The sequence below is a fragment of the Agrobacterium sp. 10T429 genome (assembly GCF_056393925.1).
This window is the reverse complement of sequence record NZ_JBFTGV010000012.1, coordinates 177,989-191,746: the sequence shown is the minus strand read 5'-3', so window position 1 is coordinate 191,746 and position 13,758 is coordinate 177,989. Positions and strand designations below refer to the sequence as shown.

Sequence of the window (13,758 nt, the reverse complement as noted above, 5' to 3'; positions counted from 1 at the left end):
ATGACTGCTATTATTTTCGAAAATGCCCGCATCGTCGATGGCACCGCCGACCGACCGTCCGAACCCGTTCAGGTTCTGGTTGAGGGCGGTTCCATCCGCGAGGTGGAAAAGAACATTGCCTCTGCCTCGGCGCAGCGCATCGACCTTTCCGGCAAGACGCTGATGCCAGGCCTGATCGATGCTCACGTTCACGTCGTTGCCTCAACCGCCGATCTCGGCCAGAATGGCATGCTGCCAGATGCGCTGGTGACGGTGCGCGCCTTCAAAATCATGGGCGAGATGCTGGCGCGAGGGTTTACTACCGTTCGCGATGTTGGCGGTGCAACCTCCGGTCTCGTGGCCGCAACCCTTGAGGCCGCGTGGCCCACACCACGCCTGAACATTTCCGGCAAGGCGCTGGCCCAGACGGGGGGCCACTGTGATTATCGCGGTCCCTATAATGACGACCAGACGCGCACACGCGGCTTTGCGCTCGGTGCGTTGGGCCGCATCTGTGACGGCGTGCCGGACGTGCGAAAAGCGGCGCGCGAAGAACTGAAGAGCGGCGCGAACTTCATCAAGATCATGGCCAATGGCGGCGTATCTTCGCCCACGGATCCCATTCATTTCCTCGGTTTTTCCCGCGAAGAAATCCTTGCCGTCGTTGAGGAAGCTGAAAATGCCGGAACCTATGTTTCGGCCCATCTTTATACTGACCAGGCCATTCGCCGCGCGGTGGAGTGCGGTGTTCACTCGCTCGAACATTGCAACCTCATCGGCAGCGAAACGGCAAAATTTGCCGCCGAAAAAGGTGCTTTCGCCGTCCCGACGCTTGTTACCTATGACAAATTGTCCAGCGAAGGCGCCGCCATGGGGCTGCCTGCCGCCTCCATCGCAAAGGTAGATGACGTGCGTCTGGCAGGCATGGAATCGCTGACCATCATGCGTGAGGCCGGGCTGCAAATGGCCTATGGCAGCGATCTGCTTGGCGGCATGCATGTTTATCAGTCGGAAGAATTCGTTATTCGCGGGCGTGTCCTGCCAGCAGTAGAGGTTATCGCATCGGCAACGCATATCGCAGCCCGTCTGTTGCGCATGGAAGGCAAAATCGGCGCAGTTTCGCCGGGGGCTTATGCCGACCTGATTGTGGTCGACGGCAACCCTCTCGAGGATCTCACATTGCTGACCCATCAGGGCGCATATATGCCAATGATCATGAAGGCTGGTGTCTTCATCAAGCGCTGATTGCCTGTTGCCGACTTCAGCTGACATTCTGTACGCCCGACCAAGGCCGGGCGTCTAACAGTCCGGGGTCTTGCGCGCCCGATAAGCCGCGAGGGCTTCGCGTCATTCTGCCGGGCGCTTGCGAGCTCGGCTCGCGATTGCCGCTACGAAATGCGCACTGGCTTCGTCGTCCAGAACCATAACCGCACCTAAGACACGCGCAAAAATCGGCAGGCCGCGTCTTCGATCGCGACGGCTAATAAGGGATCGTGGGGGCGACACCCAGTCGGAAGCAATCTCGTCGGACATTATTTGATGCCGAACCCCAGGCGACGCAATGTCTGGCTCAGTTCCGCGCGACCCTTCAGGGCATCGGTGTCCTTGACGCGCTGTGCAATGGGCGCTGTCCATCCGTTTTGTGGCAGGCCCTGTTTTTCCTGAAACGTCTTAAGCACCGCGTCATAGGAATCGAGATCATCCCGTGCGGCATCCGAATAGGTTTCATGAAACAGGATGGAAGATTGTGGCAGGCGCGGTTTGACGTCAGTCTTCACGTTCGGGTCGGGATAGCCCACGGTAAGGCCAAAGACAGCAACCGTCTCGGCGGGCAGGTTCAGTTCGCGGGATACGTCTTCCGGTCTGTTGCGAATACCGCCAACGTAGCAGGAACCAAGACCGAGTGAATCGATAGCGGCAACAGCGTTCTGCGCAGCCAGTGCCGCATCGATGGCACCGATTAGGAAGCTTTCCAGATAATCCAGCCCTTCTGCGTTGTTGCCATGGTTTGAAGCGACCGTTCGCAGCCGCTTGAGGTCTATTAGCCAGACGAGGAAAACAGGTGCATCCTTAATATGGGCGTTGCCGCCCGTGAAACCTGCCAGTCGTGCCTTGCGCTCCTTGTCCTGCACCGCCACCACACTCCACGCCTGAAGATTGGATGATGTCGGGGCAGATTGCGCGGCTGCGACCAGAAGTTCCAGGCTGCCCTCCGGCAGAGCCTTCGGCAAATAGGCGCGAGCGGTACGGTGGTTCAGCAAGGCGTCGATCGTATCATTCCAGAAAGGCGGAGAAAAATCGGCCTGCGTTCCGTAACGGGCCTCGACGCGTTGCTGTGGGATTTCCGGTTTGGTAATCGGTCTGGACAGGGTCATCGGGTGAAACTCCATAAAGTTGGGCGCGGGAGGATGGGCTCGAGGTGCGGATTAGAAGAGCTGCGAAATACTCGCCATTTGATATGCCTCGCCAAGGTATCTGCCGAGCAATGTCCTTCTCATTTGCGATTTTTCGATGAAACAACATTTCTGCAGGAGGTCTGAAACGACCGTCGGCAAGATTTATTCGCATTTCACCATGGGTTCCAGAGACGCAACGAAGATCCAGATCAATGCCGTAATCCAGCGCAAGTTTTGGTGCCCCGTTCCCTATGTATCGGAATAAAATTCCGCAAGTAACGATTTCTTTGGGCGACAGGAAGAATTTTCTTCTTAGTAATGCGTTGCTTTGCCCTGATGCTTTCCTCATCGAAACGACGTTTTCAAACGGGGATTTTCATGACGATAGGACGCCGCCAGTTCAACAAAATGCTTCTTCTGGCAACGGCAGGAACGGCCCTGCCGGGTTCGGTATTCGCCGCAAGTGGCGATGCGAGCCGGCCCGTCTCCGGCGGCACGCTTAAGCTGCTCTATCGTGTCGATCCCGGCAACGCACTTTTCGCCATCAACACATCGTCAGGCACTGGGCAGGCGATCGGCCCGAAGATCGTTGAAGGTCTTCTGACATTCGATTTCGACCTCAATCCGCAGCCGTTGCTGGCAACGGAATGGTCCGTTTCCGACGATCATCTGCGCTATACGTTCAAACTCAGGCCCAACGTGAAATGGCATGACGGCAAAGATTTTACATCGGAAGACGTTGCCTTTTCGATTTTCCGCCTCAAGGAGGCGCATCCGCGAGGCCGCATCACGTACCAGAACGTTCAGGCGGTGGAGACGCCGGATCCCCTCACTGCAATTATCGTTCTGTCCAAACCTGCACCGTTTCTGATTGCTGCGCAATCGAGTTCGGAATCGCCTATCGTGCCGAAGCATATTTTCGAAAAGCTGAAGCCCGCCGATGGCCAGACGCTTCAGACCGCTGTCGGCACCGGCCCGTTCAAACTGACTGAATGGACGCCGGGAAGCCATCTGATCTTCGATCGAAATCCCGATTATTGGGATCCGGGCAAACCTTATCTCGACCGTATCATCCTTCGCATCATCACCGACCCGGCCGCACGGGCCGTGGCGCTGGAAACGGGTGAAGTCGATCTTGGCGACAACCCCGTGCCGCTGGCGGATCTCGAACGGCTGAAGCAGAACCCCGATCTCGTTCTGGATACGAACACCTATGCCTATGCGGGTCCGCAGCAGCAGCTGTTCTTCAACTACGATAATGAAATCTTCCGCAAGAAAGATGTGCGTCTCGCCATTGCGCATGCGATCAAACTCGATGAAATCGTTAATGTGGCGCTCTTCGGTTATGCGCAGATATCACCCAGCCCCGTCAGCACGGCCCTTCCCAACTGGTATGATGCTTCGGTCAAGGCATATGCCTACGACCCGAAAGAAGCGGAAAAGTTACTCGATGCGGCGGGATATCCGCGCAAGAAGGACGGCAAGCGTTTTCCCGTGCGGTTGACCTACAATTCCTATCTGACGCCCGGCTATGCCGATGTTCTTCGCAGCCAGCTCGAAAAGATCGGGATTGCCGTCGAAATCCGCAAATACGACCTGCCGACCTATCTGAAAACTGTCTACACGGACCGTGCCTTCGATCTGGTGGTGGAATCCCTCTCCAACACCTTCGACCCGTCGCTCGGCATACAGCGTGCCTATTGGAGCAAGAATTTCAAGATCGGACTGCCATTTTCCAATGCGGCAAACTACGCCAATCCAGAGGCGGATGCGCTTCTTGAGGCGGCCGCCATCGAACCGGATCCCAAGAAGCGCTGGGTAACCTGGAGCAAGTTCCAGCATCTCATCCATGACGACGTCGCCTCCGTCGATCTCGTAGCGGCGGGAAGCCAGATCGTGGCGCACAAGCGGGTCAGGAACTACGTCACCGGCGCGCAAGGGCTGAACTGGAGTTTCGGGGACCTATGGCTCGATCCGACAGCTTGAAACCAGATGCGAAAAACCAGAATTTGTCAGGAGGATATGCAATGTCCGTACATGCTGTAACCAAAGACCGCCTCATCGAGTGGCTGAGAGATGGCAAGGAACTTGCCGTTCTCGACATTCGCTCCGCAGGGGAGGTGGGGTATGCTTCGCCGCTGTTTGCGACCAACCTTCCGGGTGAAAGCCTGGATACCGAAATCGACCGCTTCATTCCGCGCCCTGCCGTGCGGACGGTTCTTGTTGATGACGGGGAGGGCAGTGCCGAGCGGGCGGCGGAACGGCTTGCCGCCAAAGGATGGAGCGATATTCATTTTCTCCGTGGTGGAATCCCGGCGTGGAACGAGGGCGGCCTAGACGCCCTGCCGACATTCGATATTCCCGGCGTTCCTTTCGCCCAAAAGGTGAGAAGTGAAAAGAACACGCCAGTGGTTTTCGCCCTTGAACTGAAGGCGTGGCAGGAAGCCGGCGAGGACGTTGTCGTCATCGACACCCGCACAATAGCGGAATATGAAAAGGCGCACGTGCCGGGCGCCATCGGCGTACCCGGTGCCGAACTTCTGCTGCGGTTTTCCGACCTCGTGCCATCACCCGGCACAAGGGTTGTCGTTTCCTGCGCGGGCCTTCCGCGCGCTATCCTCGGGGCGCAGACATTGATCGACGCCGGTGTTGAAAACGATGTCAGCTATTTGCACGATGGGACGCGCGGCTGGACAGATGACGGGTTTGAACTGGAAAAGGGGCGTTCACGGATCTATGCGCTTGCCAGTGACAACGCGAAAGATGCCGCAAGGGCGCGCCTGGAAACACTCTCCCACAATGACAAACTGCTGTTTATCGATCGGGCAACAGCCGAAACGTGGCGGCGTGACACGACCCGAACGACTTATTTTCTCGACGTTCGAACGCCGGAAGAGTTCGCGGCGTCCCATCTGCAAGGTTCGATTTCGTCGGAAGGCGGGCAGCTTCTTGGTGTTGCCTATCGCACAATTGCCGTGCGCGGAGCGCGGGTCATTCTCGTGGACGACCTGCTTGGTGCACGCGCCAGGGTCGTGGCGCATTGGCTGCAACGTCGCGGTTTCGAAATCGCTCTTCATCTGCACGACTTCGAACAGGGTGTCGAAGCGGCAGCCGCCTAGGCCGACTTGATTTTCGCCAACGTTTATTGAGACAGGAATTCGCCAGGCCTGAGGCTCGGCACCCTGCGAACACTTTGATACAATTGCCACTAAATTTCGGCGGCTTTTTCCCAAAATTGGCAGAGACGCTATACGCGACGATCTTAACCGCGAGCTTCGTTTCGAAGCGTACGAAGTGAAACGGGCGGGCGTCTACAGGCTGCAGCTGCCGGAGGAACTGGGGAGCCTGGGTCTTGCATTGCCTGAACTTTTGGCCTGAAAATCGAACTGGCCGAGCCCCATCCCAATCTTAAAAATGCTTACCGCAGTCACTTGGGCTTTACGGAGGATCTGCTTAGTGCAGCACCCTCGCCGTGGCGCGATGCATGGCTGAAACGGAGCGGGCATGGAAAAGACTGTGCCTTAAAAACCCTTTTCGACGGCAAACCGCGAAAACGGGCTCAAACCGGAGACAGCGCGAAGGTGGAGATATTACTCGACAGATGGAATTTTGGCCACGATTGAACAGGCGGGCCGGCTCATCGACTTCTCCTCCTCTCCGCACCATACTGGTACCGCCCGGTCTACGAAGTCGACTTTACATCACCACTCCGGCCTCTGAACCGTAACGTGTAGCCCCCGGGAACCGGCGTCACCCCTTAAACGCGCAGTTCAGGCGGAGAACTGGCAGACGTCAGGCACGCCGTTGCGTCATCGGCGAAGACCGACTGGGAAATACAGTTGCCATCCTGTTTTTTTAGCGGCGGCCTTCAACGGCAGAACGGATATGCGAGCGGCTAACGCCGATGTCGGAAAGGCTTCTATCGTCGAGCGCGCTAAGTTCGGCCATAGCGCGGCGATTGCGGAAGTAGTTGCGAACGGTGTCGTGAAGTTTCATTTTCATAGGTTCCTTCAATGGTGTTGCACAAGATATGTCCATTCAGACGCAAAAAATACAGGCGTTTGCCTGCATGGAAGCCATGCAAAAAACGAAGCACCGCGTCTGGAATGACAGAAACGGCCCCCGGCATAAGGAAACGCTATAGCGGCAGAAAGGACTTGTGTTGGCAAAACGTCCGGGGATGAACCTACTCTGCCTTGAAGATTAGCGTGACGTTGATCGACAAGAACCGCAAAAGCGGCAAAAGCTCGCCCGGTATAGCGCCGGAACAGATAAATCCGAAAAGGAGTGGGAACATGAAACACGGCATTACTCGCAGACTTCTACTGGTTTCCGCAGCAGTCGCTCCGATCCTGAGCCTGTCGCCGGCCATGTCCGCATCCGCTTATGCGGCCGACACAATCAGGCTTGGCCTCGTGGCGCCGATGAGCGGCCCGAATGCGCGCTATGGCGCTTTCTCGATGCATGGCGCGGAACTCGCGGTGAAGGACATCAATGCGGCCGGCGGCATCAACGGCCAGCAGATCGAACTCTTCAACGCCGACAGCCAAGGCACGCCGGTTGAAGGCGTTTCGGCCACCCGCCGCCTGATCGATCAGGACGAGGTGGATTTCGTCATAGGCGATGTCTCCAGCTCCGTGACGCTCGCCATGCAGCCTGTCGCGGAAGATGCAGAGGTTCTGCTTCTAAACGCCGCTTCTTCCAACCCGAAGATCACCTATCAAGCGGGCGTCGGCGGTTTCAAATGGACCTTCCGCAATTATCCGACGGACGAGAATCGCGCGCTCGTGGTGGCGAAATACGCCGCCGAGCAGCGTGGTCTCACCAAGTTCGCGGTGCTGTCGGTCGACAGCGATTATGGCCGTTCCGCCATTACCTTCACCAAGAAATACCTGCCCGACTTCAAGGGTGAGATCCTCAGCGAGGACTACTACAAGGAAGGCGAGGTCGACTTCCGCAGCGTGCTGGCGAAGATCCGCGACAACGGCGCGCAGGCGATCATCATGTATGGGCTGGCCGACACCACCCCCATCGTTGCCCGTCAGATGCTGGAACTCGGACTTGCCGGCAAGGTCGTGCTGATCGGTAACGGCGAATTCAACACCGAAAAGACGATCACCGCCGCGCCGAAGGCCATGGAAGGCGCAGTGGAGGCTGCAGCCTGGCTGCCGCAATTCGACTCTGCCGCCAGTAAGGCTTTCGTCGAGAAATTCACGGCCACTTACAAGGAAGCGCCCAACAATCACGCCTATGTGCATTGGGATACCGTCAACCTGCTCGCGCAGGCGATCAAGGAGGCCGGAAGCGCCGACCGCAATGCGGTCCGCGAGGCTCTCTCCAAGATCAAGTACAAGAGCCCGGTCGGCGAGGTCACCTTCGATGACCACAACCAGGCGCGCCTTCCGATGATCCTGCTTCAGATCGAGAACGGTAAGCCCAGCATCAAGGGCGCCTACACGGCGGAAATCCAGTACCCTGCGAACTGACAGACCGGAAGGGGTACAGCCATGTTCTCGACAATTATCGAGCAAGTCGTAAACGGGATCGTCACGGGTTCCGTCTACGCGATCGTCGCCGTCGGCATGACCATGATTTTCGGAGTGCTGAGAGCCATCAATTTCGCTCACGGCGAATACTACATGCTCGGAACCTTCGGGGCGTGGTTCGCCATCGATTATCTCGGCCTCTCTTATGAGGCCTCGATCGTCGTCGGTGTTCTTTCCACCGTGGTGGTGGCCTATGTGGTGGGCCAGCTGGTAATGCGCAGGATGGTGGGGGCGCCGGCGGAGTCCGGCGTGCTCGCCACCCTCGGCATCGCGCTTGTCCTGCAGAACGCCGTGATTTTCGTCTTCGGCGGCGGCTACAAGTTCTTCGCCGGCGGTTATATCGAGCCGGTTTCCATTTTCGGCTTCACGCTGGCGCAGCAGCGCATCATCATTCTCGCCGTGTGCCTCATCGTCTTCGTCGGCCTTGAACTGATGGTCACCTACAGCCGTCTCGGCATGGCGATGCGGGCCGTCTCGCAGAACGTCGAATGCTGCGGCGTGGTCGGTATCGATGTGTCGCAGGTAGTGTTGCGGACCTTCGTCCTTGGAGCGGCGCTCGCTGCACTCTCGGGCGTTCTGACCGCTCCGGTCAATGTCAGCGTTTATGGCGGCATGGGTGAACTCATCACCTTCAAGACCCTGCCGATCATCATCATGGGCGGCCTTGGAAACGTGCGGGGAACCTTCTTCGCGGCCATGATCCTCGGCATCGCCGAAAGTCTCGTCGCCACCTATGTGGGGTTGCAGTTCCGCGACACTGTGGGGTTCGCGACGCTGATCCTGATGCTGATGTGGCGCCCACACGGCCTGTTTTCGACGCAGGCGCGCTTTTAGAAGTCGCGCCTGCCGAGTTTTCTCGAATTTTGAGGACTAGACATGTCTCTCACCGACACCGTTCCCCAGGCACGTCGCCGCGATCTGCGCATTCCGCTTGCCGCCGTCCTGATCGTCGTCGCACTTGCCGCGCCCTTCATCGGCACGCGCTACGTCACACACTCGCTCATCATTGCGCTCATCTTCATGTTGCCAGCGCACGGGCTCAACCTGCTCGTCGGTTACACCGGTCTGCTGTCGCTGGCGCAGGCGGCGTTCTTCGGCATAGGAGCCTATACGGCAGGCCTTCTGGCGGTCCACTACGATACGCCGTTTTACGTGAACCTCATCGCCTCCGGCCTCGTTACCGGTGCAATCGCCCTGCCGCTCGGCATTCCGGCGCTGCGTCTTCGTTCAACGTCCTTCGTCATGTGTACGCTTGGTTTCGTCATCATCGGCCAGGCGATTGCCAAGAATTGGATTTCGCTGACCCGTGGCGACATGGGCCTTTCTGGCATCCCCAAACCCTATTTCGAACTTGGCCCGCTTTCCTTCACCGTCAGCGGAACCACCAATTTCTATTATCTCGCGCTTGCCATCTGCGTACTCGGAACGCTTGCAGCATGGGCAATCGTCCGCTCGCCGGCGGGCCGCAACATGGTCGCCATCCGTGAAAACGAGACACTGGCGGAATCCCTCGGCGTTCCGACCTGGCGCTACAAGCTGATCGTCTTCATGTTGAGCGCCGTTTTTGCCGGAGTAGGGGGCTGCCTTTACGCCCATTATCTGACGGTGGTGAGCCCGCTGACCTTCCAGATGTATTATTCGACGACGATGCTGATCATCGTGCTCGGCGGCGGTGCAGGCATGATTTCGGGAACCGTCTTCGGCAGCCTGCTCTTCGTGGGACTGACCGAGGCCCTTCGCGTCGCTCCTGAAGTGCGGATGATCGCCTACGGGTTCTGCCTTCTTGTTCTCGTATTCTGGTTCAGACAAGGTTTCGCGCCCTTGATCAATCGCTTCTGGAACGCGATCGGAGGTTCGAAATGACGGCGCATCTTCCCATTCTCGAGATCAAGAACCTCAGCAAGTCTTATGGCGCAGTCAAGGCTGTCAATGATGTCAGCATGCACATCAATCGCGGCGAGATTGCGGGGCTGATCGGCCCCAACGGTTCCGGCAAGTCGACCTTCTTCGATTGCAGCACCGGGCTTGCGCGACCGGACACCGGCAAAGTCATACTGGACGGGCAGGACATCACCGGCTGGTCACTCAACCGCATTGCCCGCGAAGGCCGAATGCTGCGCTCATTCCAGAAAACGGTAACTTTCAAGGCGCTCGATGTGGAGGAAAACCTCATCATCGCCGGCCAGATGTTCACCTTTCCCTCGCTTTTGTCGACATTCGGTCTCGGCGGAATGTCGCGCCGTCGCGTGGCAGGGCTCAGGGAGCGGGCACGCGAACTGATCAAGATGGCGGGGCTGTGGGACGTTCGCCATCAACCGGCCGGCAATCTTTCCGGTGGCCAGCAGAAACTCATTCAGTTCGCATCGATGCTGATGCCGGAACCGAAGATTATCCTCTTGGACGAGCCGATGGCGGGCATCAATCCAAAGATCATCGAGCGCGTGGTGGAGACGATCCAGTATGCGAACAAATCGCTGGGCGTCAGCTTCCTCGTCATCGAACACAATATCGATGTCGTCACCAGCATCTGCCAGCGTGTGGTCGTGCTCGATCAGGGAACGAAACTGGTCGAGGGACTGCCGCATGACATCATCAAGGACCAGCGTGTGAGGGAGGCCTATCTTGGAGGCTAACAACAATCTTTCCATCAAGAGCCTGCGCGCGGGATACGGCAATCTCGATATCCTGAACGGCGTCGATCTGGAGGTGCCGGGCGGGCAATTCGTGGCCCTCATGGGGCCGAACGGCGCGGGTAAATCCACTCTGCTCAAGACGCTCTACGGCATGACGACCATCAAGGAAGGCGGCATCGACTGGCGCGGCGAGAACATTGCCGGATCTACCTCGCGGGCCATTCTGGGCGAGGGGATATCTTTCGTGCCGCAGGGCCGTTGCAACTTCCCGGTCATGACTGTCGACGAAAACCTGCAGATGGCCGCCTATACTATCCGTGACGCCAAGGTGAAGGCGGATCGGGACTATGTCTACGACCTCTTTCCGATCCTGAAGACGCGGCGCTCGACGCTTGCAGGCAACATGTCCGGCGGCGAGCAGCAATTGCTCGAAGTGGCGATGGCGGTTCTGCAGCGGCCGAAGGTGCTTCTGGTCGACGAGCCCTCGGTCGGTCTGTCACCGGCCGCTATCGGCATCGTGTTCGACGAGCTCCTGCGTCTGCATGCCAACGGCATGACCATCCTGCTGGTCGAGCAGAACACCAAAAAGGCTATGGAGGTGGCGCAGCGTGCGGTCATCCTCCGTCTCGGCAAGGTGATCTGGGACGGCACGCCGGCGGAGATCACCCATGACGAACTCGGCGAACTTTTCTTAACCGGAAAGATGCGCGGCGAACTCGAAGCTGCGCACTGACAAGCCCATAGCCATCAATCCAGACGAGGAAATCCCATGAGCACTTTTGTGCCTGCATCACGCGTGTCGAGAATTAAGGTATCGCCGAGCACGGCGGCTGCGGCCCGCGCCCGGGAGCTGAAGGCCGCAGGTCGCGACATCGCCGACCTGACGGTTGGCGAGCCGGACTTCGATACGCCCGAGGCCGTCAAGGCAGCGGCGCATGCGGCCATAGACAGGGGCGAAACCAAATACACTTCGGTCAACGGCACGCCCGCGCTTCGCAAGGCGATCATCGATGACTTCCAGAAACGTCTCGGCATTACCTATGGCGATAGTGAAATCTGCGTGGGCGGCGGCGCCAAGCAGATCCTGTTTCTGGCGCTGATGGCAAGTGTGGAAAACGGCGCGGAAGTCATCATCCCCGCTCCCTACTGGGTGTCTTATCCTGACATGGTCATCGCCAATGATGGCACGCCCGTCATCGTCGCCTGCCCGGAGGAGACGGGGTTCAAACTGACAGCTGATGCGCTTGAAGCGGCGATCACGCCGAAGACGATGTGGCTAATCCTCAACGCTCCCTCGAACCCGACGGGTGCGGCCTACAGCGAGGCGGAGCTGAAAGCGATAGGTGAGGTGCTGCTTCGCCATCCCAACGTCATGGTGCTTTCCGACGATATCTACGATCAGGTCTGGTTCAAGGACGAGCCGATGAAGACCCTGGTAGCCGTCGTTCCGGAACTGAAGGATCGGGTACTACTGACCAATGGCGTTTCCAAGTCCTATGCCATGACAGGATGGCGGATCGGTTATGGGGCAGGGCCGGCAGCACTCATTGCCGCTATCAACAAGTTGCAATCGCAGATGTCATCCTGCCCGTCTTCCGTCAGCCAGGCTGCCGCAGCCCATGCGCTTTCGGGTGACCAAACATTCGTGACGGAAAGCATTGCGGTCTACAAAAAGCGGCGCGACTACGCCTGTGAGCGCCTGAACTCCATCCCCGGCCTCTCCTGCATGGTTCCAGATGGGGCATTCTATCTCTATCCAAGCTGCGCCGGCGTGATCGGCAAGACCACGGCGGATGGCAAGGTGATCGAAAACGATCTCGACTTTGTCCTCTATCTCCTCGACAGCGTCGGTGTGGCGGCTCTCCAGGGCGCCGCCTACGGGCTCTCGCCCTATTTCCGCATCTCCTTCGCCACCTCAATGGACGTGCTTGAGGATGCCTGCAACCGCATCGAACGTGCTGTGGCGGCGCTGCGTTAAAAACAGATCGGACGCGCAGAAGGATTCTTTTGCGCGTCCCACAGAGTTTGACCGTCGGATGAAGGCAAAAGCACTCTATCCCATTGAAATTACGTACTCTCGCTGCAGAAATCGATTTCTGTTTCTGCGCCGATGCGCTAGGGTTTCCGCATAAAGTGGGGACCGATGAGCGTCGACTTCAAAAAACTCAAAAGCTTCGTAAAGATCGTCGATACCGGCAGCGTTTCGCGTGCCGCCAGCATCCTTCGCGTAGCCCAGCCAGCGCTGTCTCAGCAGATCGCCTCGCTGGAGCAACACTTCAAGCACCAGCTTCTGCTGCGCAGCAATGTCGGCATCACGCCAACCGAAGCCGGCTTGATCCTTTACCGCCATGCACAGATCATGCTGAAGCAGATCGAGCAGGCGCAGACTGACATTGACCGCTCGACGCGCTCGCTTTCCGGCCGCGTCTCCATCGGACTCGCGACATATTCCTCGTCGAGTGCGCTATCGTTGCCGCTCATCAAGGAGATGCGGGCGCGATTTCCTGCCATCACGGTTCATATTAACGACAGCTTCGGCCATATCCTCAGCGAGTTGATCATGACCGGCAAAATGGACATGGCACTCATCTACACGTCCGATCCGATCAAGGGCGTGACGCTGGAACCGCTGTTTCGCGAAGAGATGTTCCTTGTCTCGCCTGTCGACATGGTGTTGCCTGCCGAACCCGGTCAGCCGCTTCCCCTCTCAGTGCTCGATGGCCGGCCGATGCTGCTGCCAAGCAAGGCGCATTTCCTTCGCCGGCTCATCGATGAGGGCCTGGCACGGGCGCGCGCGAAGCCGGAGGTGATTTCAGAACTGGAATCGGTGCCTGCGCTGGGGGCCGCGGTACTGGATGGCCTCGGCTCGACCATCCTTCCGGCCTCGGTTGTACTGGAAACCGCGAGCTTCAGCGGCGCGCAGCTGCATCCCCTCACAACCCCAGTCATCGATGCCACGGTGTCGCTTTGCGTCTCCGATCACATGCCGCTGTCGGAACCGGCGCTGGCGGCGCGTTCCGTGCTTCTCGAAATCGTGACGAAGCTGAAAAGTGGGCATCATCCGGGCATTCGTGCCGTGTGAATTCGCTATAAGCAAACCCTATGGCGCCAGACCGAGGTTGTGTTGGCAAAGGCCGGCCGAACGTTTCAATTTCCCATCAGTGAACGGGCCCGACCTGTGGGTCCACAAGGCAGCAAAAAATG

At 58.3% G+C, this 13,758-nt stretch carries 12 protein-coding genes; 10 read left to right on the top strand and 2 right to left on the bottom strand.

Annotated elements, in window-relative coordinates; translation table 11 throughout:
- On the top strand, positions 1-1,224 hold the full coding sequence (locus AC1DCP_RS23065; RefSeq protein WP_065662850.1) for a metal-dependent hydrolase family protein: 1,224 nt from the start codon (positions 1-3) through the stop codon (positions 1,222-1,224).
- Between the two features lie 287 nt (positions 1,225-1,511).
- Here AC1DCP_RS23065 and AC1DCP_RS23060 read toward each other — a convergent pair whose 3' ends face one another.
- Positions 1,512-2,354 carry an NADPH-dependent oxidoreductase gene (locus AC1DCP_RS23060; RefSeq protein ID WP_065704031.1) on the bottom strand — a complete coding sequence of 281 codons (843 nt, stop codon included), beginning with the start codon at positions 2,352-2,354 and terminating at the stop codon, positions 1,512-1,514.
- A 399-nt stretch (positions 2,355-2,753) separates the two neighbouring features.
- Here AC1DCP_RS23060 and AC1DCP_RS23055 point away from each other — a divergent pair, with 399 nt between their 5' ends.
- Positions 2,754-4,361, top strand: coding sequence for an ABC transporter substrate-binding protein (locus tag AC1DCP_RS23055; protein WP_476774657.1), 1,608 nt, complete (start codon positions 2,754-2,756; stop codon positions 4,359-4,361).
- A gap of 41 nt (positions 4,362-4,402) precedes the next feature.
- Entirely contained in the window at positions 4,403-5,494 is a 1,092-nt protein-coding gene (locus AC1DCP_RS23050; protein ID WP_476774656.1) for a rhodanese-like domain-containing protein, read from the top strand.
- A gap of 736 nt (positions 5,495-6,230) precedes the next feature.
- Here the strand turns inward: AC1DCP_RS23050 and AC1DCP_RS23045 are convergent.
- Complete coding sequence (locus tag AC1DCP_RS23045; RefSeq protein WP_102024263.1) at positions 6,231-6,371, bottom strand: DUF1127 domain-containing protein; 141 nt, start codon at positions 6,369-6,371, stop codon at positions 6,231-6,233.
- Between the two features lie 299 nt (positions 6,372-6,670).
- On the opposite strand from AC1DCP_RS23045, the gene AC1DCP_RS23040 reads away from it, so the two are divergent.
- The 7 genes from AC1DCP_RS23040 to nac all read left to right on the top strand — a co-directional run bounded on the left by AC1DCP_RS23040 (position 6,671) and on the right by nac (position 13,636).
- On the top strand, positions 6,671-7,861 hold the full coding sequence (locus AC1DCP_RS23040; protein ID WP_060642080.1) for an ABC transporter substrate-binding protein: 1,191 nt from the start codon (positions 6,671-6,673) through the stop codon (positions 7,859-7,861).
- Between the two features lie 21 nt (positions 7,862-7,882).
- Positions 7,883-8,755: a branched-chain amino acid ABC transporter permease gene (locus AC1DCP_RS23035; protein WP_060641953.1), complete on the top strand. Its 873-nt coding sequence runs from the start codon at positions 7,883-7,885 to the stop codon at positions 8,753-8,755.
- A gap of 42 nt (positions 8,756-8,797) precedes the next feature.
- Positions 8,798-9,784: a branched-chain amino acid ABC transporter permease gene (locus AC1DCP_RS23030; protein ID WP_060641954.1), complete on the top strand. Its 987-nt coding sequence runs from the start codon at positions 8,798-8,800 to the stop codon at positions 9,782-9,784.
- Entirely contained in the window at positions 9,781-10,554 is a 774-nt protein-coding gene (locus tag AC1DCP_RS23025) for an ABC transporter ATP-binding protein (RefSeq protein WP_097170035.1), read from the top strand. Before AC1DCP_RS23030 ends, AC1DCP_RS23025 begins: the two co-directional genes overlap by 4 nt.
- Positions 10,544-11,287 carry a branched-chain amino acid ABC transporter ATP-binding protein gene (locus tag AC1DCP_RS23020; RefSeq protein WP_207135825.1) on the top strand — a complete coding sequence of 248 codons (744 nt, stop codon included), beginning with the start codon at positions 10,544-10,546 and terminating at the stop codon, positions 11,285-11,287. Before AC1DCP_RS23025 ends, AC1DCP_RS23020 begins: the two co-directional genes overlap by 11 nt.
- Before the next feature lie 36 nt (positions 11,288-11,323).
- Positions 11,324-12,532 carry an aspartate transaminase gene (locus AC1DCP_RS23015; RefSeq protein WP_476774655.1) on the top strand — a complete coding sequence of 403 codons (1,209 nt, stop codon included), beginning with the start codon at positions 11,324-11,326 and terminating at the stop codon, positions 12,530-12,532.
- 165 nt (positions 12,533-12,697) lie between these two features.
- The gene (nac, locus tag AC1DCP_RS23010) at positions 12,698-13,636 is read left to right on the top strand and encodes a nitrogen assimilation transcriptional regulator NAC (RefSeq protein WP_065662822.1); all 939 of its coding nucleotides are present in this window, start codon (positions 12,698-12,700) and stop codon (positions 13,634-13,636) included.
- Positions 13,637-13,758 lie beyond the last annotated feature (122 nt).